This is a genomic window from Lapillicoccus sp., from assembly GCF_036559105.1.
GTDB lineage: Bacteria > Actinomycetota > Actinomycetes > Actinomycetales > Dermatophilaceae > Lapillicoccus.
In genome coordinates this window covers 1-19,644 of sequence record NZ_DATBTV010000085.1, presented here as the reverse complement: position 1 = coordinate 19,644, position 19,644 = coordinate 1, and the positions used below count along the sequence as shown (strand labels likewise).

The 19,644-nt window shown below is 71.8% G+C and carries 19 protein-coding genes; 6 read left to right on the top strand and 13 right to left on the bottom strand.

What is annotated here, in order from left to right:
- Positions 1–72: 72 nt before the first annotated feature.
- From VIG79_RS11050 to VIG79_RS11010, 9 genes are all read right to left on the bottom strand, one after another.
- A complete protein-coding gene (locus VIG79_RS11050; protein ID WP_331885523.1) occupies positions 73–1,356 on the bottom strand; it encodes a guanine deaminase in 1,284 nt (427 codons plus the stop codon).
- Positions 1,353–2,186 carry a xanthine dehydrogenase accessory protein XdhC gene (gene xdhC / locus VIG79_RS11045; RefSeq protein WP_331885521.1) on the bottom strand — a complete coding sequence of 278 codons (834 nt, stop codon included), beginning with the start codon at positions 2,184–2,186 and terminating at the stop codon, positions 1,353–1,355. Before xdhC ends, VIG79_RS11050 begins: the two co-directional genes overlap by 4 nt.
- An 11-nt stretch (positions 2,187–2,197) precedes the next feature.
- Positions 2,198–4,648: a xanthine dehydrogenase molybdopterin binding subunit gene (xdhB, locus tag VIG79_RS11040; protein WP_331885519.1), complete on the bottom strand. Its 2,451-nt coding sequence runs from the start codon at positions 4,646–4,648 to the stop codon at positions 2,198–2,200.
- Positions 4,645–6,222 carry a xanthine dehydrogenase small subunit gene (locus VIG79_RS11035; RefSeq protein WP_331885517.1) on the bottom strand — a complete coding sequence of 526 codons (1,578 nt, stop codon included), beginning with the start codon at positions 6,220–6,222 and terminating at the stop codon, positions 4,645–4,647. Before VIG79_RS11035 ends, xdhB begins: the two co-directional genes overlap by 4 nt.
- A gap of 175 nt (positions 6,223–6,397) precedes the next feature.
- Positions 6,398–7,765, bottom strand: coding sequence for an 8-oxoguanine deaminase (locus VIG79_RS11030; protein ID WP_331885515.1), 1,368 nt, complete (start codon positions 7,763–7,765; stop codon positions 6,398–6,400).
- Between the two features lies 1 nt (position 7,766).
- Positions 7,767–8,264 (bottom strand): 2-oxo-4-hydroxy-4-carboxy-5-ureidoimidazoline decarboxylase, encoded by a 498-nt coding sequence (gene uraD / locus VIG79_RS11025; protein ID WP_331885513.1) that lies wholly within the window; start codon positions 8,262–8,264, stop codon positions 7,767–7,769.
- Positions 8,261–10,183, bottom strand: coding sequence for a 2-oxo-4-hydroxy-4-carboxy-5-ureidoimidazoline decarboxylase (gene uraD / locus VIG79_RS11020; protein ID WP_331885511.1), 1,923 nt, complete (start codon positions 10,181–10,183; stop codon positions 8,261–8,263). Before uraD (VIG79_RS11020) ends, uraD (VIG79_RS11025) begins: the two co-directional genes overlap by 4 nt.
- A gap of 172 nt (positions 10,184–10,355) precedes the next feature.
- Positions 10,356–10,763: a helix-turn-helix domain-containing protein gene (locus VIG79_RS11015; RefSeq protein ID WP_331885509.1), complete on the bottom strand. Its 408-nt coding sequence runs from the start codon at positions 10,761–10,763 to the stop codon at positions 10,356–10,358.
- On the bottom strand, positions 10,760–11,065 hold the full coding sequence (locus VIG79_RS11010; protein WP_331885507.1) for a thiamine-binding protein: 306 nt from the start codon (positions 11,063–11,065) through the stop codon (positions 10,760–10,762). The genes VIG79_RS11015 and VIG79_RS11010 overlap by 4 nt, the downstream gene beginning before the upstream one ends.
- 43 nt (positions 11,066–11,108) lie before the next feature.
- Here VIG79_RS11010 and VIG79_RS11005 point away from each other — a divergent pair, with 43 nt between their 5' ends.
- Complete coding sequence (locus tag VIG79_RS11005) at positions 11,109–12,299, top strand: citrate/2-methylcitrate synthase (RefSeq protein ID WP_331885505.1); 1,191 nt, start codon at positions 11,109–11,111, stop codon at positions 12,297–12,299.
- A gap of 40 nt (positions 12,300–12,339) precedes the next feature.
- Here the strand turns inward: VIG79_RS11005 and VIG79_RS11000 are convergent, their stop codons facing one another.
- Complete coding sequence (locus tag VIG79_RS11000; protein WP_331885503.1) at positions 12,340–13,530, bottom strand: citrate synthase; 1,191 nt, start codon at positions 13,528–13,530, stop codon at positions 12,340–12,342.
- Positions 13,531–13,612: 82 nt separating this feature from the next.
- Here VIG79_RS11000 and VIG79_RS10995 point away from each other — a divergent pair, with 82 nt between their 5' ends.
- Together VIG79_RS10995 and VIG79_RS10990 are read left to right on the top strand one after the other, a co-directional pair.
- On the top strand, positions 13,613–13,816 hold the full coding sequence (locus tag VIG79_RS10995) for a hypothetical protein (RefSeq protein ID WP_331885501.1): 204 nt from the start codon (positions 13,613–13,615) through the stop codon (positions 13,814–13,816).
- Positions 13,813–14,187: a type II toxin-antitoxin system death-on-curing family toxin gene (locus tag VIG79_RS10990; RefSeq protein WP_331885499.1), complete on the top strand. Its 375-nt coding sequence runs from the start codon at positions 13,813–13,815 to the stop codon at positions 14,185–14,187. The genes VIG79_RS10995 and VIG79_RS10990 overlap by 4 nt, the downstream gene beginning before the upstream one ends.
- Position 14,188: 1 nt before the next feature.
- Here VIG79_RS10990 and VIG79_RS10985 read toward each other — a convergent pair whose 3' ends face one another.
- Positions 14,189–14,518 (bottom strand): TfoX/Sxy family protein, encoded by a 330-nt coding sequence (locus VIG79_RS10985; protein ID WP_331885497.1) that lies wholly within the window; start codon positions 14,516–14,518, stop codon positions 14,189–14,191.
- A 43-nt stretch (positions 14,519–14,561) separates the two neighbouring features.
- On the bottom strand, positions 14,562–15,239 hold the full coding sequence (gene msrA / locus VIG79_RS10980; protein WP_331885495.1) for a peptide-methionine (S)-S-oxide reductase MsrA: 678 nt from the start codon (positions 15,237–15,239) through the stop codon (positions 14,562–14,564).
- 134 nt (positions 15,240–15,373) lie between these two features.
- Between msrA and VIG79_RS10975 the strand changes: the two genes are divergently transcribed.
- From VIG79_RS10975 to ilvA, 3 genes are all read left to right on the top strand, one after another.
- Positions 15,374–16,561, top strand: coding sequence for a cystathionine gamma-synthase (locus VIG79_RS10975; RefSeq protein WP_331885493.1), 1,188 nt, complete (start codon positions 15,374–15,376; stop codon positions 16,559–16,561).
- A gap of 132 nt (positions 16,562–16,693) precedes the next feature.
- Complete coding sequence (locus VIG79_RS10970) at positions 16,694–18,022, top strand: glutamate mutase L (protein ID WP_331885491.1); 1,329 nt, start codon at positions 16,694–16,696, stop codon at positions 18,020–18,022.
- Positions 18,023–18,081: 59 nt separating this feature from the next.
- Entirely contained in the window at positions 18,082–19,308 is a 1,227-nt protein-coding gene (gene ilvA / locus VIG79_RS10965; RefSeq protein WP_331885489.1) for a threonine ammonia-lyase, read from the top strand.
- Positions 19,309–19,320: 12 nt separating this feature from the next.
- Here ilvA and VIG79_RS10960 read toward each other — a convergent pair.
- A partial coding sequence (locus VIG79_RS10960) for a GreA/GreB family elongation factor (RefSeq protein WP_331885487.1) occupies positions 19,321–19,644 on the bottom strand: 324 nt, incomplete at its 5' end.

The following is a 19,644-nucleotide window of genomic DNA, read 5'->3' as shown; positions in this document are numbered from 1 at the left end:
CGGCGGCGCCGGCTCATCGGTGCCCGGTCGGGCTAGGTGGGCCTGGTCAGCCGAAGCAGCGAGTCAGCCAGGTCAGCCCAGCAGGCGCGTGCCGCCGACCCAGACTCCCGCGGTGTCGGCTACGCCGCCGAGGGCGAAGACCTTGGCCAGTGCGTCGTCCGGGTCCTGGGCGTGCTCCAGGGCCGTCTCCAGCGTGCTGCCGACCGGCGGCCGCACCCAGACCGCGTCGAACTGGCGCCCCACGGACAGGTCCCCGACGTCGTCGAGCCCGAGCGCGTCGGCGCCGGCGCTCGTCGCCAGGTGCAGCAGGTGGGCCGCGGTGAGGGCGAGACCCGCCTCCTGCTGCAGCTGCTGGATGAAGTAGGCCTGGAGGCCCTCCTTGAGCAGCGAGAGGCCGGTGCCGGCCCCGACGTCCGAGCCCAGCGCGACCCGGATGTGGTACTCGACGTGACGCCGCAGCGGGAAGAGGCCGCTGGCCAGCGCCGCGTTGCTCGTCGGGCAGTGCGCCACCGCCGCCTGCTGGGCGCCGAGCACCGCGAGCTCACGCTCGGTGGCGTGCACGTTGTGGGCGAAGACGCTCTGCCGCCCGACCAGCCCGTAGTGGTCGTAGGTGTCGAGATAGTCGATGGCCAGCCGGTGTTGCCGGGCGACCTGCTGGATCTCGGCGACGTTCTCGTTGATGTGCGAGGTGAACCAGGCTCCGTCGACGTCCTTGGACAGCGCCGCGCAGGACTCGAGCAGCTCCGGACTGGCGAAGAGCGAGAACCGCGGCGTTACGGCATACCGGAGTCGGCCCTTCCCGTGCCATCGCGTGGCGAGGGCCTGGCCCTCCTCGTGGGCGCGCTCGGGGGTGGTGAGCAGGTCGGGTCGTAGCACCCGGTCGCCGACGACGAGGCCTGCCGTGACGCGCAGTCCGACCCGGTCGGCCTCGGCGAACAGGCAGTCCACGGCGCTGGCGAAGTGCGACCCGAAGACCAGCGCGCTGGTGGTGCCGGCGGCGACGAGCCCGTGGACGAACTCGCCGGCCACCGCGCGGGCGTAGGCCGGGTCGGCCAGCCGGGCCTCCTCGGGGAGCGCGCACCGGTCGAGCCAGTCCAGCAGCGGCATGCCGATCCCGCCGATGACGCGCAGCTGCGGGTAGTGGACGTGGGTGTCGACGAAACCCGGCAGCAGCACGCCGCCGCGCAGGTCGACGATCTCCTCGCCGGCGTGGTCCCGGGTGACGTCGGCGAACGACCCTCGGGCCCGGATCACCCCGTCCTGCACCAGAATTCCGGCATCCTGCTCCGACCGGAGCCGACCTCCGGTGAAGGGGCTCTCCGGGGTGTCGAGCACCGTCGCGCGGTAGATCGTCATCGGGAGGCCTCGGTATGCGCCTGAGCGCGGTCGCGCTCGAAGGTCCGGACGAGGTCGGCGGCCACGCTCACGGCAATGGTGGCAGGGTCCTTGCCGGCGACGTCCGGCAGCCCGATGGGCGTGGTAATCCGGGCGAGCGCATCGGGCCCATGACCCTCCTCCGCCAGCTTGACCCGGAACCGGGACCACTTGGCCGACGAGCCGATCAGCCCGACGGAGCCGAGATGCGAGCAGCGCAGCGCGACGTCGCACAGGGCGATGTCCTCGGCGTGGTCGTGCGTCATGATGAGCACGTGGGTTCCCTCCGGGACCTGGCCGAGGACCAGCTCGGGTACCGGCGCATGGTGGACGTGCACGCGGGCCAGGGCGTCCCGCGTGGCGCCGGCCAGCGCCCGGTCGGAGGCCTGCTCCGTGCGCGAGTCGACGAGGTGCAGCTCGACGTCGTGGCGGGCGAGGATCCGGGCGAGCTCGACGCCCACGTGGCCGAGGCCGAAGATCGCGACGGACGGGACGACGGCGAGCGGTTCGAGCAGGATGGTGACCTCGCCGCCGCAGCACTGCACGCCGTGCTCGACTGGCGCCTTGTCGTTGAGGGACAACGACATCAGCTCCGGTATGCGGATGGTCGCGTCGGCGAGCATGGCGCGCGCACGGGCCACCGCGGTGGCCTCGAGGTTGCCGCCGCCGATGCTGTCCCATGTCGCATCGGCAGTGACGACCATCTTCGCGCCGGCCTCTCGCGGGGCGTGGCCTCGAACCGTCACCAGGGTGACGAGCACCCCGGCGCGGCGCTCTTGTCTCAGCGCCTCGACGGCGGCGACCCAGCTCATTCGTCCGCTCCCTACGCCCGCGCCGGGACGGGCTTCTCGTAGTGCTCCGACGTGGGGTGCGCCGGGTGGGCGTCCGCGCCGGGCTGCTCCGGGACCACGCCGGGGAAGCCCTCCTGGACGTGACCATGCTCGGTCGCGCGTCGAGCCTGCTCCACTGCCCAGTAGACGGCCTCCGGCGTCGCCGGGGACGGCAGGTCGACACTGATGCCCACCGGCCCGAACGCCGCCGCCGCCTGCCGCAGGGCCTCGCGCACCGAGAAGGCGAGCATCAGCGGCGGTTCCCCGACGGCCTTGGACCCGTAGACGGCGCCGTCCTCGTGGGCCTGCTGGAGCAGCGCGACGTTGAACACCTCGGGCATCTCCGAGAAGCTCGGCAGCTTGTAGGTGCTGGCCGCCTGGGTCGCCAGCCGGCCGCGGCTCGGCCGGTCGCTCTCGTCCCAGCGCAGGTCCTCGAGCGTCAGCCAGCCGGCGCCCTGGACGTAGCCGCCCTCGATCTGGCCGATGTCGACCAGCGGCGACAGGCTGTCGCCGACGTCGTGGACGATGTCGACCCGCCGGGTGCGGTAGGCCCCGGTGAACCCGTCCACCTCGACCTCGGTCGCGGCGACCCCGTAGGCGAAGTACTTGAACGGCTCACCCTGGAACAGCTGCGAGTCCCAGTGCAGGCCCTCGGTGCGGTAGTACCCGGCGGCGAACAGCTGGACCCGGCGGAAGTAGGCGGTCTTGACCAGCTCGTCCCACGAGATCCGCGCGCTCGTGTAGGCGACGCCGTGCGCCTCGCCGTCCTCGATCCGCACGTCGGCGGGGGAGATGCCGAGGCTGGTGGCGGCGACCTGGAGCAGCCGCTCCTTGATCTGCTCGCAGGCGTTCTTGACGGCGCCGCCGTTGAGGTCGGCGCCCGAGCTGGCCGCCGTGGCCGAGGTGTTGGGCACTTTGTCGGTACGCGTCGGAGCCAGCCGCACCTTAGACAGCGGGATGCCGAACGTCGTCGCGGCGACCTGGAGCATCTTCGTGTGCAGGCCCTGGCCCATCTCGGTCCCGCCGTGGTTGATGAGGACGGACCCGTCCTTGTAGACGTGGACCAGGGCGCCCGCCTGGTTGAACGCGGTGAGGTTGAAGGAGATGCCGAACTTCACCGGCGTCACGCCGATGGCCCGTTTGGTGTCCTCGTGCTCCGCGTTGTAGCGGGCGACCTCCTCCAGCCGGCGGTTGAGGTCACCGGTCGCCACCACCTGGTCCCAGGCGGCGACCGCGCGCTCCGGGTGCCGGACCGGCTGCCCGTAGGGCGTCGACTGGCCCTTGACGTAGAAGTTGCGCCGCCGCAGCGTCATCGGGTCGACCCGCAGGAGTGGCGCGCACCGCCCGAGGATGTCCTCGATGACGATCATCCCCTGCGGTCCGCCGAACCCGCGGAACGCCGTCTGGGACGTCTTGTTGGTCTTGGCGATCCGGCCGTTGACGCGGACGTTGGGGATCCAGTAGGCGTTGTCGACGTGGCACAACGCCCGCGAGACGACCGGCTCGGACAGGTCGAGGCTCCAACCGCCGTCCGCCGTCAGCGTGGCGTCGAGGGCCACGAGCCGACCGTCGCGGTCGAACCCGACCCGCCACTCGGCGTGGAACCCGTGCCGCTTGCCGGTCATCGTCATGTCCTGGGTCCGGTTGAGCCGTAACCGGACCGGTCGTCCGGTGAGCGTCGCCCCCAGGGCCGCGATCGCCGCATACCCGTGCGGCTGCATCTCCTTGCCGCCGAAGCCGCCGCCCATGCGCAGGCACTGGACGGTCACGTCGTGGCTGTGGACGCCGAGGACGTGGGCGATGATCTCCTGCGTCTCGGACGGATGCTGAGTGCTGCTCTGGACGAAGACCTGGCCGTTCTCGTCGACGTGCGCGAGGGCGGCGTTGGTCTCGAGGTAGAAGTGCTCCTGCCCGGCGAACTCGAACTCGCCGGAGAACACGTGGGCCGCCTCCTCGAAGCCGGCGTCGACATCACCGCGCTCCATGTGCGGCTGGGCGCCCTGGAAGCTCTTCGCCGCGATCGCTTCCTTGACATTGATCATGGCCGGCAGCGGGTCGGCCTCGACGACGACCGCGGCCGCCCCGAGGCGGGCGGCTTCCAGCGTGTCGGCGAGCACCCAGGCGACGGGGTGCCCGAAGTAGCAGACCTCGCTGGGGAACAGCGGTTCGTCGTGCTTGATGCCGGCGTCGTTGACGCCCGGCACGTCCTCGGCCGTGAGCACCCGGACCACGCCGGGGACGTCGAGCGCCGGCGTCGGGTCGAGCCGGGTCACCGTCGCGTGAGCCTGGAAGACCTGCACGGGGTATGCGTGCAGGCAGTCCTTCGTGCGGCCCACCAGGTCGTCGGTGTAGAGCGCGAGCCCGGTGACGTGAAGCGACGCGCTCTCGTGCGGGATCGACTCTCCGACAACGGGGTTGGCCGGACGTTCGGACAGGGCGCTCATGAGTGCTCCCCTCGCTCGGAACGGGACTGCTGGGCGTAGAGCTTGAGGAGCGAGGTGCCGAGCATCGCCGACCGGTAGGCGGCGGAGGCCCGCATGTCGTCGATCGGGGTGCCCTGCTGGCGCAGCACCCCGGCCGCGACCCGGACGGTCTCCCGCGACCAGGGCCGGCCCTCGAGGGCGGCTTCGGTCTCGAGCGCCCGGATCGGGGTCGCGGCGACCCCGCCGAGCCCGATCCGGGCCTTGACGACCTCACCGTCCACCACGTCGATGGCGTAGCCGAGGGCGACGCCCGAGATGTCGTCGAAACGGCGCTTGGCGATCTTGTGGAAGGCACTGATCCCGGCCAGCGGCAACGGGATCCGCACCGACTTGATGAGCTCGCCGGGCTGCCGGACCGACTGCCGGTAGCCGGTGAAGTACTCGGCCAGTGGGACCTCACGGTCCCCATAGGAGCCGCCGCCTCCGGCGCCTCCTCCGTGGTCCCCACCGTCGGCCGACGCCAGGACGAGCACTGCCTCCAGCGCCAGCAGAGCCGGCGGAGTGTCGCCGATGGGTGAGCCGGTGCCGAGGTTGCCGCCGATGGTGGCGCCGTTGCGGATCAACCGTGAGGCGAACTGGGGGAACACGTGGTCCAGCAACGGGATCCGACCGTCCAGGCGGCGTTCGATCTCAGTGAGCGTCAGCGCGGCGCCCAGCTCGACCCAGTCCTCACTGACCTCGAACCCGCGCAGCTCTGGCAGCCGGTCCACGGCGATGGCGTAGGGAGCACGGACACCGCGGATGTTGACCTCGACCCCCCAGTCGGTCGAGCCGGCGACCAGCACCGCGTCCGGGTGGTCGCCGAGGAGCCGAGTGGCCTCGGACAGGCTGGTCGGCCGGACGAACTCGCCGTCCGGCTCGACGATCCGGGTGTGCGGGACCGACGGCGGCGGGGCCGCGAGCCGGGCCGCGAAGGCATCGTCCTCGGGGGGCATACCCAGTGCGTAGGCGGCGTCCTGGATCGGCCGGTAGCCGGTGCAGCGACAGAGGTTGCCGCTCATCGCGTGAAGGTCGAAGCCGTTGGGACCGTGCTCGCTCTCCGCGTGCTCGACGTAGCCGAGGGTCTCGTCGGCGTCGTAGGACGCCTCCGGGTTCTGACCCCTGTCGGCCCGGTAGTACTCGGCCGCCATGCTGCAGACGAAGCCGGGCGTGCAGTAGCCGCACTGGGACCCGCCGCGGACCGCCATCTCCTGCTGCACCGGATGGAGGGCCGTCGGCGTGCCGAGACCCTCGGAGGTGACGACCTCCTGGCCGTCGAGGGTGGCCGCCGGGATGAGGCAGGCGTTGATCGCCGTCCACTGCGTGCGGGCCTCGGCGTCGTGGTAGTCCGGCCGGGCGACGAGGACGGAGCACGCGCCGCACTCGCCCTCTGCGCAGCCCTCCTTGGCGCCGGTCAGGCCGATGTCGCGCAGCCAGTTCAGCGCCGTGGTGTTGGCGGGGACGCCGTCCAGGGAGCAGAGGCGGCCGTTGACCGTCGCCTGCGGAGGTGGCTCCGGGGAGTCGGTCGTCCGGGAGTCGGGTGCGGTGATGGTCATGTCCACTCCTGTCGCGCCGCCGTTGGCGTCATCGGTCGACCCGCGGAGGGTCCATCGTACGGATTCAACAGTTCGTTGAAAAGGTCGCGACCCCTGCCGGCCGAGAGGCCGACTTCGGCCGTTCTGGGACCTCGCATACCGGCCGAAGCTGGCCGCTCCGCGAGGTGGGTGCGGGTCATCGGGTGACCCCCGCCCGGGTCAGCAGGGCCCGGCTGGCGGCCGCCGAGCGGTGGGCGAGAGCGTCCTCGTCGACGTTGACGAGGACGCCCCGGTCGACGACCGGCCGGCCGCCGACGAGCAGCAGCTCGAGCGGGGGGCGATCGCCGAGTACGAGTCCCGCCACGGGGTCGACGATGTCGACGTGCGGGAGGGTGTCGAGGCGCCAGACGGCGACGTCGGCCTGCTTGCCGGGCTCCAGGGACCCGATCTGGTCGTCCCAGCCGAGCACCCGGGCGCCCCCGATGGTCGCGACCTCCAGGGCGTCGCGCACCGAGAGTGCCTGCGGACCGCCGCGAGCGCGGGCGAAGAGCAGCGCGTGGCGCGCCTCCTCGAGCAGGCTGTTGGCCTCGTTGGAGGCCGCACCGTCCACGCCGAGCCCGACCGGGACGCCGGCGTCCCGCAGGTCTCGGACGCGAGCGATCCCGGCGCCGAGCCGGGCGTTGGAGGACGGGCAGTGCGCGACGCCGGTCCCCGTCGCCGCCATCGAGGCGATCGCCGCGTCGTCGAGGTGGATCCCGTGGCCGAACCAGACGTCCGACCCCAGCCAGCCGAGCGACTCCATGTAGTCGACCGGCCCGCAGCCGAACCGCTCGCGGCAGAACGCGTCCTCGTCCATGGTCTCGGCGAGGTGGGTGTGGAGGCGGACGCCCTTGTCGCGGGCCAGGACCGCGGCCTCCTTGAGCAGCGTGTCGGTGACCGAGAACGGCGAGCACGGAGCGACCCCGATCCGCAGCATCGAGTCCGGGGAGGCGTCGTGGAACCGGTCCACGGCGTCGGTGGTCGCCGCCAGGATCGTGTCGATCTCCTCAACCACGTGGTCCGGCGGCAGGCCCCCCTGCGACCGGCCGAGGTCCATCGAGCCGCGGGTCGGCATGAACCGCAGGCCGACGGCGCGGGCGCCCTCGATCTCGGCGGCGAGCAGGTCGCCGCCGTCCGCGGGGAAGACGTAGTGGTGGTCCATCGACGTCGTGCACCCGGTCTTCGCGAGCCAGCCGAGCCCGGCCGTGGCCGCGGCCGAGACCGACTCCTCGTCGATGCAGCCCCACACCGGGTAGAGCGTCGTCAGCCACTCGAACAGGGTCGCGTCGACCGCCAGGCCGCGCGTCACCCACTGGTACAGGTGGTGGTGCGTGTTCACCAGCCCCGGTGTGACGACACAGCCGCGGGCGTCGACGACCCGTGCGCCCTCGACGTGCGGCGCCGGCCCGGAGCCGACCGAGGACACCCGCCCGTCCTCGACGACGACGTACCCGTCGGCGTACTCGCTGCGGCCGCCGTCCATGGTCACGACGGTGCCACCGGAGATCACCACCCGCTCGGACATGTCAGACCGTTCCTTCCAGGCGCAGCACAGCGATCTCGCTGAGCTGCCGGACCGTCTCGTCGCGCTCGGTCCCGTCGTCGTTGTCCAGCCGCCGCTCGAGCTCACCGAGGATCTCGTCGGCCGACCGCCCGGCGGCCCGGATGAGGAACACCCGGTCGAAGCGGTTCTCGTAGGCGGCGTTGCCGGCCGCCAGCCGGCTCGCCGCGTCGCGGTCGGCCGGGTCGACCCCGGCCTGCTCCCGCTCCGAGTGCTCGGCGTCGTGGTCCGCGCCGGCCCGCTCCCCGATCCGGGGGTGGCGGGTCAGCGCGGCCTCGAGCTCGGCCTCGGTGAGGCGGGCCGCCGACTGCTCGGCCGCCTCGCGGAGGGCGGCCCACCCGGCGTACGGGCGGCCCCCCTCCACCTCGGCCACCCACCGCGGCACGTCGAGGCAGGTCCGGAGCAAGCCCTGGGCCTCGTCGGCCGACAGCAGGTTGAATGCCGACACGTCCGGTCCGCTCACGAACGCCGCCGGGCGCTGGCGATCGGGTCAGCCCCCGCCAGCAGGTCGTCGAACCGGTGGGAGGCGATCCGGGAGATCTCGACGAGCGCGGTGGCGTGCTCCTGCTCGGGCGAGTTGTGGAGCCGCTCACGGCCCTGTTCGATGACCTGGTCGAACGAGTCGCGGTCGCGCACCGACATGACCAGCGGGAATCCGAACCGCTCCCGGTAGGCAGCGGTCAGCTCGCCGAGCTCCTCGTGCTCCTGGTCGCGCAGGATGGTGAGGCCCAGTGAGGACTGATCGCCCATCGAGCTCGTGCCGGACTCGCCCGAGGAGACGGCCGTGGAGCCGAGGTCAGGGTAGGCCGCGATGAGCTCGCGCTCCTGCTCGTCCGTCGAGGAGAAGAGGGCCTGCTGGAACGCCCGGCGCAGGTCGGGGGTGTCGGAGAACGGCCGGCGCTCCCAGGCCCGCTCGACGACCCAGGATGGGCCCTGGTAGATCGAACCGAAGGTCTCGGCGAACTGCTCGCTGCTCATCTGGTTGACCTCGGCGAGGGTGACCTCGTCGCCGGGCCGGCCGGCGACGGCCGGGCCGCGGTCGCGCCCCACGTGGTGGAAGACGTAGTTGAGCAGGATCGCGACGAGGCTGCCCAGGGTGATGCCGGAGCCGAAGATGATCTGCGCCCAGTCCGGGACCGCCTTCGCGACGTCGGGCTGCACGGTGACGTAGACGGCCAGGCCGAGCGAGGTGCCGACGATGACGACGTTGCGGTGGTCGTGGAAGTCCACGCGGGAGAGGGTCTGGATGCCGACCACGGCGACGGTCGCGAACATGGCCAGGGCCGCCCCACCCAGCACCGGGTGCGGGATGCTCGAGACGATCGCGCCGGCCTTGGGGATCAGGCCGATGACGATCATGATCGCGCCGGCCGTCGCCACGACATAGCGGCTCCGGACCCGGGTCAGCCGGACGAGTCCGACGTTCTCCGCGAAGCAGGTGTAGGGGAACGAGTTGAAGATGCCGCCCAGGGTGGTGGACAGGCCGTCCGCGCGCAGAGCGGCGGCGATGTCGTCCTTGGTGATCCGCTTCTCGACGATCTCGCCGGTGGCGAAGACGTCACCGGTGGTCTCGACGGCGGTGATGAGCATGACGACGATCATCGAGATGATCGCGGCGATCGAAAACTTCGGGATGCCGAAGAAGAACGGCGTGGTGAGGCCGAACCACGAGGACTGGCTCACCGAGTCGAAGTGCGCATCGCCGAGGATCCAGGCGACGCCGGTGCCGATGACGAGGCCGGCCAGGACGGCGACAGTGGCCATGAAGCCACGGAAGACCCGCTGGATGGTGACGATCAGCGCCAGCGTCCCCATGGCGTACGCGAGGTTCTTGCCGCTCGTCGGGTCGAGGGTGGGGCCGGCGCCGCCGGCGGCGTCCGCGGCGGCGACCGGCAGCAGGGCGATGCCGATGATGGTGATGACGGTGCCCGTCACGACCGGCGGGAAGAAGCGGATCAGCCGGCTGAAGTACGGGGCGATGAAGAAGGTCACGAGGCCGGCGACGATGACCGCGCCGTAGATGACGAGCAGGCCCTCGGTGCCGCCGCCACTGGCCAGACCGATGGCGATCATCGGCGAGACCGCAGTGAAGGTCACGCCCTGGAGGAGCGGCAGCCTGACGCCGACCTTCCAGAAGCCGACCGACTGGATGATCGACGCGATGCCGCAGGTGAACAAGTCCGCGTTGATGAGGTGGATGAGCTCCTGCTGGCTCAGCCCGATCGCGCTCGCCAGGAGGATCGGGACGATGACGGCGCCCGCGTAGAACGCGAGGACGTGCTGGAAGCCGTAGACGGCGAGCTTCGGGATCGGGAGGACCTCGTCGACGGGATGCTTCGGCGGAGTCGGGCGGGGTTTGTCAACGACGGGCGAAGCGGTCATGTCGCACCTGGATTTCTGTGGGGGCCGTAGGTGGCGAGTGTTTACCGGTATGCGGAATTCGATTTACGGATGACGGAACTGTAGGGAGTGACCTGGGTCACCGTCAACGGTTTGTTGAAAAAAATCTCGGCGACGCCGCCGAACGACCGGCCACCGGGGTGGCCGGCGGGACTCACGCGGTGGACCGGCGGTTGAGGTAGTTGTAGACGGTGAAGCGGGTCACGCCGAGCGCCTCGGCGACCGTCTCGGCCGAGCGCCGCATCTCGAAGGCGCCGCGTTCCTCCAGCAGTCGGACCGCGAGCTGCTTGCCGGCGCGCGGCTGCTCGGCGAGCGGACCGCCGAGCTCGCGCTCCACGTCGGCGATGAGCCGGACCAGGCCGTCGGACAGGTCCGCCGACTCGGCGGTCAGGACGTCGGCGGAGCCGGGGAGGCGCACGTGGACCACCGGTCCACCGTCCAGCGCCACGGCCACGTCGTCGGCCCGAGCGGCGTCCGCCGGGACGATCTCGCCGCCGACCCGGCGCAGCAACGGGGCCAGCGCCTCCTCCAGCGCGCGGGCGTCGAGGTCCGGCGGTGTCACGGGGTGGCTCCGTCGTGGTTTGTCGCGGTGGTGCGAGCTTCCCGGCCGTCGAGGAGTTCCACGCCGTCGAGCCGCTCCAGCTGCAGCGTGACCCGGGTCGCACCGGCCGCGAGCGCGGCGGCGAAGACGTTGGTCAGGGCCGGGAGGAGTACCCGGTCGTCGCCCTCGACGGAGGTGCCGAACGGGCCGAGGTCGGCGTCGAGGCCGGCCTCGGTGAGGAGCGCGGCCGAGTGGGTCACGTGCGCCGGCACCTCGCCCTCGCCCACGAAGGGCTCGGTCGTGAACTCGGCGCGCACGCGCATACGGAAAAGGTAGACCCACCCGGGGCGGTGCGACGATGTGGACGTGCCTCCGCCCGTCGCGCGTAACGAGGTGACTGCCGACCAGGCGGCCGCCCTGCTCGGCGTCCGGCTGCAGACCATCTACGCCTACGTGAGCCGGGGGCTGCTGACCCGGAGCCACCGGACCAACGAGATGGGCCACCGGGTCTCAGTTCTTCCGCTCGACGACGTGCTGCGGCTGGCGGCCGAGCGGACCCGGGTGCGCACCGGGTCGCTCGAGGTGCTCGTCGAGACCGACGTGACGCTGCTCGACCCCAAGGGGGCCCTGTCCTTCCGCGGGCACGACGCCGTGGCGCTGTCGGCGCGTCCGTTCGAGGAGGCGGCGGCTCTGGTCTGGGCGGTGTCGCCGGACGGCCCGTGGGAGGTCGAGGGGGAGGACCTCCGCGTCGTGCGGTCCGCCGCCTCGGCGCTGGCCGCGGGCGCCACCGACACCGACCGGATCCGGGCCGCCGTCCTCGCGCTGGGCTCGACCGACTCCGAGCGGGGCGAGCTGAAGCCCGAGCACGTCGTCGCCGTGGGGCGTAGGGCGGTGGCCGGCGGGGTGGCCGCGCTCGGCGCCGAGAGCGGTGGCTCGGTCGCCCTACGGCTCTGGGGCGCTCTCGGTTCTCCGGTGGCCACCGACGCGGGGCTCGCCGCTCTCAACGCCGCCCTCGTCCTGCTGATGGACCACGAGCTGGCCGCGTCGACGATGGCCGCCCGGATCGCGGCCGGCACTGGTGCCGACCCGTGGCTGGTCGTGCTCACCGGGCTCGCCGCCCTCGGGGGACCACGGCACGGACGCAGCAGCGTAATGGCCGAGGCCGTCCTCGACGCCGTGCGGCGCGAGGGCGTCGGCTCCCTGGACCGGTATGCCACCGAAGGGCCGGTTCCCGGGTTCGGGCACAAGGTCTACGTCGATGCCGACCCGCGGGCCGAGGTGCTGCTCGACCACGCGGCGGGTCTGGATCCCGACGGGTGGCCGGCGGTCGAGTCGCTGCTGCTCGCGGTCAGCAACCGGTTCGGGCTGAGCCCCAACGTCGACCTGGGGCTGGCCGTGCTGGTCCAGGCGTGCGGGTTCCGGCCGGGGAGCGGCGAGACGGTGTTCGCGCTGAGCCGCACGGTCGGCTGGTTGGCGCACGCGATGGAGGAGTACCCCCAGGGACTGCGGTTCCGACCGCGCGCGGTCTACACCGGCGAGGCCCGCGAGTCCGGGTGAGAACGGTCGACAAGCCGACCGTTTCAGCCCGGACGGAACGTCAGCGGGACGCCAGGGGCGGGACCGGCTGCGGAGGGGGCGGACCCGCATACCGGGCACTGGGCCGGATGATCTTGCGCTCGCGGGCCTGCTCGAGGACGTGCGCGGTCCAGCCCATCGCCCGGCTCACCGCGAAGGTGGGCGTGAACATCTCGCGGGGGATGCCGCACCCGTGCATGACCACGCCGGCGTAGAACTCGACGTTGGCGCGCAGGGTCCGGTCCGGCCGTGCGGCGTCGAGGGCGGCGTCGATGGCCGACTCGGCCGCCACGGCCAGCTCGGCCAGGGGGCCACCGAGCTCCTCGGCCGTCTCGCGCAGCAGCTGCGAGCGAGGATCTTTGCCGCGGTAGATCGCGTGGCCGAAGCCCATGATTCGGTGGCCGGCGGCGAGCTGGGCGTCGGCCCAGGGGCGGGCGTTCTCCGGGGTGCCGATCGCGTCGAGCGAGTCGAGGGCGCGGCTCGGTGCACCGCCGTGCAGCGGGCCCGAGAGGGCACCCAGCGCGGCCACGACGCACGCGGCGACGTCGGCGCCGGTCGACGCGACGACCCGCGCCGTGAAGGTCGAGGCGTTGAAGCCGTGGTCGACGGTGAGGCAGAGGTACCGCTCGACGGCCCGGACGTGCTCGGGAGCCGGTTCGGTGCCGGTGATCATCCAGAGGTGGTTCGCCGTGTAGCCGAGGTCCGGGCGCGGGTCGAGCGGGTCGAGGCCCTGGCTGCGCCGGTATGCGGCGGCGGTGATGACCGGGACCTGGGCGGCGACGCGGATGGCGTCGTGCTCGCGCTCCTCGGCGCTGAGATCCCAGACGGGCGTCAGGTCGAGGGCGCCGCCCAGCATCGACAGCGCCGTGCGGAGCTGGGTCATCGGGCTGATGCCGGGCGGGGTGGCGGCGGCGACCCCGGCCAGGGACTCGCTGACCTCGGCCGGCAGCCGCTGCGCGTCGGCGATCGTCGCGCGGAAGGCGGCCAGCTCTGCCTCATCCGGGAGGTGGCCCTGCAGGAGCAGGTGCCAGACCTCCTCGATCGAGCAGGTGCGCGCAAGGTCGACGGCGTCGTACTGGCGGTAGTGGTAGAAGCCCTCCTGCCCGCGGACGTCGGAGAGGGCGGTCGTCGCGACGATCACCCCCGCCAGTCCGGGCGGTGCGACCAAGGCCTCGGGCGGGGTCGAGGGTGTGGCGGCGGTGGCGGTACTCATGCTCTCTACGGTCGGTTCGGCGCCCGCCGAAGGTCAACGTTGACGCCGTCAATCTGGTATCAGTGGTGATACCATCTGATGCATGGCCATGACACTCAGGTTGACCGACGACGAGTCCGACGCCCTGCGCCGGCAGGCGGAAATGGAGTCGCGCTCGATGCAGGACGTCGCGCGGGAGGCCGTTCGCGAGTACGTGGATCGCCACAGCAGGCAAGAGTTGCTGTCTAGGGTGCTCGATGAGGAGATTCCCCGCTACGCGGAGGCGCTGAGGCGACTCGGCGAGTGATCTACCTGACCGAGGAGGAAGTCCTCGGCATCGCCCGTCTCGTCGTCGGTGACGTCCTGGTGCGCGACCACGGTCTCATCGCGTCAGCGGTCGCACGACCTCAGGCGTCGGCCTTCGCGGAGGACGCCTATCCCGACCTTGAGACCAAGGCCGCAGCGCTCCTCCAGTCAATCGTTCGGAACTACGCGCTGGTGGACGGCAACAAGCGGCTGGGCCTGGCGGCGGTGATCGCGTTTCTGGGCATGAACGGTCGTCGGTTGACCCTGACGAACGACGAGGCGTACGACCTGGTGATCGCCGTCGCCACGGGTGAGATCGAGGATGTCAAGGAGATCGCCGCGGTCCTCAGCGCGGGGTCGGAGCTGCGGTAAGTCACTTAGGCGGGAGCGACGACGCATACCGGACCCCGATGTCGACCCACCGGGTGAGCTCCTCGTCGGACGCGAGCCCGTCGGGCTCCACGCGGAGCCAGCCCTTCATCTGCCGGCCGGGCATGACGGACCGGTCGGTATGCGGCCGGCCCGCCAGCTCGTCGGTGCGGTCGGGCGGGATCCGCAGCAGCAGGCCGCTCTGGCTCGCCGCGACCGCCATGTGCCCGCCGACGAGGAAGGCGAGCCCTCCGAACATCCGCATCTCGGTGACCCCCGCGACGTCCTGCAGCTGCTCGCGGACCCGGTGGGCGAGCTCCTCGTCGTACGCCATGGGGGAAGCATCCCCCACGGCGCCGACACCCGGCCGTCGTGCCTCAGGACTGCGGCGGGGCGATGTCCTGCTGGGCGGGCAGCTGGTCCTGGCGCACGATGCCGACGGGGCAGGTCAGCCCGTTGGGGCCGTGGTTGCAGTATCCGCCGGGGTTCTTGTCGAGGTACCCCTGGTGGTAGTCCTCGGCGAGGTAGAACGGGCCGGCGTCCTCGGCGGAGCGGATCTCCGTGGTGATCTCGCCGAACCCGTTGTCGGTCAGCACCTTCTGGAAGGCGTCGCGCGTCGCGATCGCGGCCCGCTCCTGGTCCGGCGTGGTCCAGTAGATCGCCGACCGGTAGACCGTGCCGACGTCGTTGCCCTGTCGGTTCGCCGTGGTCGGGTCGTGGTTCTCCCAGAACTCCTTGAGCAGCAGCTCGGGCGAGGTCTGCTCGGGGTCGTAGACCACCCGGACGGTCTCGGCGTGGCCGGTGAGGCCCGTGCAGGTCTCCTCGTACGTGGGGTTCGGCGTGTAGCCGCCCATGTAGCCGACCGCGGTGTTGATGACGCCGGTCTGGCGCCAGAAGATGCGCTCGACGCCCCAGAAGCAGCCCATGGCGACGTAGATGACCTGCGAGCCGTCGGGCCACGGGCCCTCGATCGGGGTGCCCAGGACGACGTGCGTCGGGTCCACCTCGAACGGCCGTGTCGCGCGTCCGGACAGGGCGTCCTCGCGGGACACCATGGTCGACTTCCTGCCAAATCCGAAGATCACCCGTCCAGTGTCACACGCACCCGGAACCCCCTCGGCTAGGGGCGCTGACGGTCCCCTTACGGTGCCCCGTCGGGCAGTTCCACCAGCCGCACTACTCTCGGCCGGTGACCTCTTCGCGCCGTCTGAACGGCTTCGCCACCCGGGCCATCCATGCCGGGCAGGAGGCCGACCCCGCCACGGGTTCGGTCGTGGTGCCGATCTACCAGACGTCGACCTACAAGCAGGACGGCGTCGGCGGTCTGCGCGGCGGCTACGAGTACTCGCGCTCCGCCAACCCGACCCGGACCGCGCTCGAGGAGTGCTTCGCCGCGCTCGAGGGCGGTGAGCGCGGGTTCGTGTTCGCCAGCGGCCTCGCCGGGCAGGACACCGTCGTCCGCGCGCTGCTCAACCACGGCGACCACGTCGTCGTGCCCAACGACGCCTACGGCGGCACCTACCGCTACTTCAACCGGGTGGCCCGAGCGGGCGGCATCGACCACAGCATCGCCTCGATCCACGACGTCGACGACGTGCGCGCGGCGATCCGGCCGGGCGTCACCAAGCTGGTCTGGGTCGAGTCGCCGACCAACCCGCTTCTCGGCATCGCGGACATCGCCGGCATCGCCGAGGCCGCCCACGCGGAGGGGGCCCTCCTCGTCGTCGACAACACCTTCGCGACGAGCTACCTGCAGAGCCCGATCGCGCTCGGTGCCGACATCGTCACGCACTCGACGACGAAGTATGCCGGTGGCCACAGCGACGTCATCGGCGGTGCCGTCGTGATCGCCAAAGAGCTCGGCGCCAAAGGTTTCTCGGACGCTTCCGAGCGGATCGAGTTCCACCAGAACGCGATCGGCGGAGTGGCGGGTCCGTTCGACTCGTGGTTGGTGCTCCGCGGGTTGAAGACGTTGGCGATCCGCATGGAGCAGCACTGCAACAACGCCGAGCGCGTCGTCGAGCACCTCGTGTCCCACCCGGCGGTCGAGCGGGTCTACTACCCGGGCCTTCCCGAGCACCCGGGACACATGCTCGCGGCCAAGCAGATGCGCCGGTTCGGCGGCATGGTGTCGGTCACGGTGAAGGGCGGCGAGCGCGCCGCGGTGGCGGTGTGCGGTGCGACCCAGATCTGGACCCTCGGCGAGTCCCTCGGCGGTGTCGAGTCGCTCATCGAGCACCCGGCCCGGATGACGCACGCGTCGGTGTCCGGCACACCGCTCGAGGTGCCTCGCAACCTCGTTCGGCTGTCCGTGGGCATCGAGGACGCCGACGACCTCATCGACGACCTCGACGCGGCCCTCAGCGCCCACGGCTGACCGGACGCGCGACCGCTGCGTGCACACGAACGGGCGTTGGTCGCCGGATCGGGTCGATGTGGCCCCGTCTGACGACCAGTGCCCGTCGGTCTGCACGGAAAGCGCCTTGAGACGTCCGACATCATGGCGCCCATGACGACCGACGTGCTCTGTCTTGACGTCGGGTCGACGTTCACCAAGGCGGTCCTCGTCGGCCCCGACGGCGAGGTTCGTGGCACCGCCGAGACGTTGACGACGCGTCGGACCGACGTCCTGGACGGGTGCCACGTCCTGGCCGAGGAGCTCGGGGCCGGGAGCGACACGACGACACTGGCCTGCTCCAGCGCGGGCGGCGGGCTGCGGCTGGCGGTGGTGGGCTACGAGCGGCAGGTGACCGCCGAGGCGGGGTACCGCGTCGGCCTCAGCGCCGGCGCCAAGGTGGTGCACGTCGCCTCGGGACGGCTCGACGCGAGTGCGGTCAAGGCCGTCGGCCGGTCCCTTCCCGACCTGGTCCTGCTCGTCGGCGGTACCGACGGCGGAAACTCGGACGTGTTGCTGCACAACGCTGCTCAGCTGGCACGGGCAGCGCTGGGCCGTCCCGTCGTCGTCGCGGGCAACGTCGACGCGCAGGATGAGGTGGTAGCCCTCCTACGCGGTGCCGGCCAGCCGGTCCGGGTCGCGGACAACGTCGTCCCGGAGATCGGCGAGATCAGTCCCGGGAGCGCCCGGGCCGCGATCCGGGCCACCTTCCTCGACCACGTCATCGGTGGCAAGGGGCTGTCCAGCAGCCCGTTGTTCCGGGAGATGGTCCGTGCGCCCACGCCGGACGCCGTGCTTCGCGGCGCCGAGGTGACGGCCGAGGCGATCGGCAGCGACCTGCTCGTCGTGGACGTGGGTGGCGCCACCACGGACGTCTACTCGGTCGTGACGCCCGAAGGTGAGGATGCGACGCTGCGCAGGGGTGTCGTCGGCACCCTGTGGCACGCGCGCACCGTCGAGGGGGACCTCGGGGTGCGTTGGAACGCGGTCAGCGTGGTCGAGGCGGCCGCGCGGGAACGCATCCCCGTCGGGGCGGCCCTGCACCGGTATGCCGCATCGGTCGTGGCCGACCCGGCCCACCTGCCGGCCGGCGACGACGAGCGCGCGCTCGACCTCCAGCTGGCCACCGTCGCGTCCCTGGTGGCGGTCCGTCGGCACGGGCGTCCCGGTGCGCCGGGGGCGTCGCCCCGACCGCTCGGCGACGTCGGGCTGGTCCTCGGTTCCGGCGGCGTCCTGCGCCATGCGACGGCCGAGCAGGGTATGCGGGTGCTCGCCGCCGTCACCGGCGACCACGCCGGCGGGTGGCGGGTGCCGAGGTCGGCGCGGACCGGCGTCGACGTGGCATACCTGCTCTTCGCCGTCGGCCTGCTGGCCGACTGGGCCCCCGGTCCGGCCGGGGAACAGCCGGAGGTCGCACGGGCGCTGGCGAGGCGGATCGTCTGACCTCGTCGGGATTGCCGGGGCGGTCTCACATCGTGGTCGCCGGTGGGTAGCCTTCGAGCGTGCCCGACCTCGCCTCGCTCCCCGTCAGCGCCGACGACATCCGGGCCGCGGAACGGATCCTGGAGGGCGTGGTCCGACCCACCCCGCTGGAGTACTCGCGGGCCCTGTCCGCCAAGGTCGGCGCCGACGTCTATCTCAAGTGCGAGAACCTGCAGCGCGCCGGGTCGTTCAAGATCCGCGGCGCCTACACGCGGATGGCCCGGCTGTCCGCCGAGGAGAAGGCCCGCGGCGTCGTCGCGGCGAGCGCCGGGAACCACGCCCAGGGCGTCGCGCTCGCCGCCCAGCTGCTCGGCATCCGCTCGAAGGTCTACATGCCGCACGGCGCCCCGATGCCGAAGATCTCGGCCACCAAGGCCTACGGCGCGGAGATCGAGTTCGTCGGGACGACGGTCGACGACTGCCTCGTCGCGGCCCGTGAGTTCGAGGCCCGCACGGGCGCGATCCTCATCCACCCGTTCGACCATCCGGACATCGTGGCCGGCCAGGGCACCTGCGGCCTGGAGATCCTCGAGCAGTGTCCCGAGGTGCGCACGGTCGTGGTCAGCGCGGGCGGGGGTGGGCTGCTCGCCGGGATCGCGACGGCGGTGCGGGCGCTCCGTCCGGACGTCAAGGTGGTGGGCGTCCAGGCCGAGGAGGCCGCGGCATACCCGGTGTCGTTGGAAGCCGGCCACCCCGTCGCGCTGGAGCGGATGTCGACGATGGCCGACGGCATCGCGGTCGGGCGGCCCGGCGACGTGCCGTTCGCCGTCATCGAGCAGCTGGTCGACTCGGTCGACACGGTGAGCGAGGCGAGCCTGTCCCGCGCCCTGCTGTTCCTCCTCGAACGGGCGAAGCTCGTCGTCGAACCGGCCGGCGCGGCCGCCGTCGCGCGCCTGATGGACCCGTCGGCGCCGCGCCTCGAGGGACCCGTCGTCGCGGTGCTGTCCGGCGGCAACATCGACCCGTTGCTGATGCTGCGGATCATCCGCCACGGCATGGCGGCGGCCGGGCGCTACCTCACCTTCGGGGTACGCGTGCCGGACGTCCCGGGGTCGCTGGCCCGGTTGCTCGCCGACCTGGCCGGCGTCGACGCGAACGTCATCGAGGTCCGCCACAACCGGAACGAGTCGTCGCTCTCGGTCCACGAGACCGAGATCGTCGTCGACGTCGAGACGAAAGGCCCCGAACACCGTGAAGAGGTGCTCGGGGCCCTGCGGGCGGACGGCTACACGCCGTTGCTGCGCTGAACGTCTGGCGGGTCAGCCCGTGTAGGGGGCGGCCTTCAGGATCTTGACCTCGACGGTCTTGCCCGACGGGGTCGAGTACTTGGCGGAGGAGCCGACCTTCTTGCCGTTGATCGACTTGCCCAGCGGGGACTGCTCGGAGAAGACCTCGAGGCCCGAGTCGTCCTTGATCTCGCGGTGGCCGAGCAGGAAGGTCTCCTCGTCGCCGAACATCTCGACGGTGACGATCATCCCCGGCTCGACGATCCCGTTGTCCTTGGGGGTCTCGCCGACCTTGGCGTTCTCCAGGAGCTGGGTCAGCTGGCGGATGCGGGCCTCCATCTTGCCCTGCTCCTCCTT

What these genes read in the sequence shown, in the direction of transcription:
- VIG79_RS11050 (WP_331885523.1), bottom strand. Translation starts at nt 1,356, where the DNA reads ATGACGATCTACCGCGCGACGGTGCTCGACACCCCGGAGAGCCCCTTC.
- xdhC (WP_331885521.1), bottom strand. Translation starts at nt 2,186, where the DNA reads ATGAGCTGGGTCGCCGCCGTCGAGGCGCTGAGACAAGAGCGCCGCGCC.
- xdhB (WP_331885519.1), bottom strand. Translation starts at nt 4,648, where the DNA reads ATGAGCGCCCTGTCCGAACGTCCGGCCAACCCCGTTGTCGGAGAGTCG.
- VIG79_RS11035 (WP_331885517.1), bottom strand. Translation starts at nt 6,222, where the DNA reads ATGACCATCACCGCACCCGACTCCCGGACGACCGACTCCCCGGAGCCA.
- VIG79_RS11030 (WP_331885515.1), bottom strand. Translation starts at nt 7,765, where the DNA reads ATGTCCGAGCGGGTGGTGATCTCCGGTGGCACCGTCGTGACCATGGAC.
- uraD (WP_331885511.1), bottom strand. Translation starts at nt 10,183, where the DNA reads ATGACCGCTTCGCCCGTCGTTGACAAACCCCGCCCGACTCCGCCGAAG.
- VIG79_RS11010 (WP_331885507.1), bottom strand. Translation starts at nt 11,065, where the DNA reads ATGCGCGTGCGCGCCGAGTTCACGACCGAGCCCTTCGTGGGCGAGGGC.
- VIG79_RS11000 (WP_331885503.1), bottom strand. Translation starts at nt 13,530, where the DNA reads ATGAGTACCGCCACCGCCGCCACACCCTCGACCCCGCCCGAGGCCTTG.
- VIG79_RS10995 (WP_331885501.1), top strand. Translation starts at nt 13,613, where the DNA reads ATGGCCATGACACTCAGGTTGACCGACGACGAGTCCGACGCCCTGCGC.
- VIG79_RS10985 (WP_331885497.1), bottom strand. Translation starts at nt 14,518, where the DNA reads ATGGCGTACGACGAGGAGCTCGCCCACCGGGTCCGCGAGCAGCTGCAG.
- msrA (WP_331885495.1), bottom strand. Translation starts at nt 15,239, where the DNA reads ATGGTGTCCCGCGAGGACGCCCTGTCCGGACGCGCGACACGGCCGTTC.
- VIG79_RS10970 (WP_331885491.1), top strand. Translation starts at nt 16,694, where the DNA reads ATGACGACCGACGTGCTCTGTCTTGACGTCGGGTCGACGTTCACCAAG.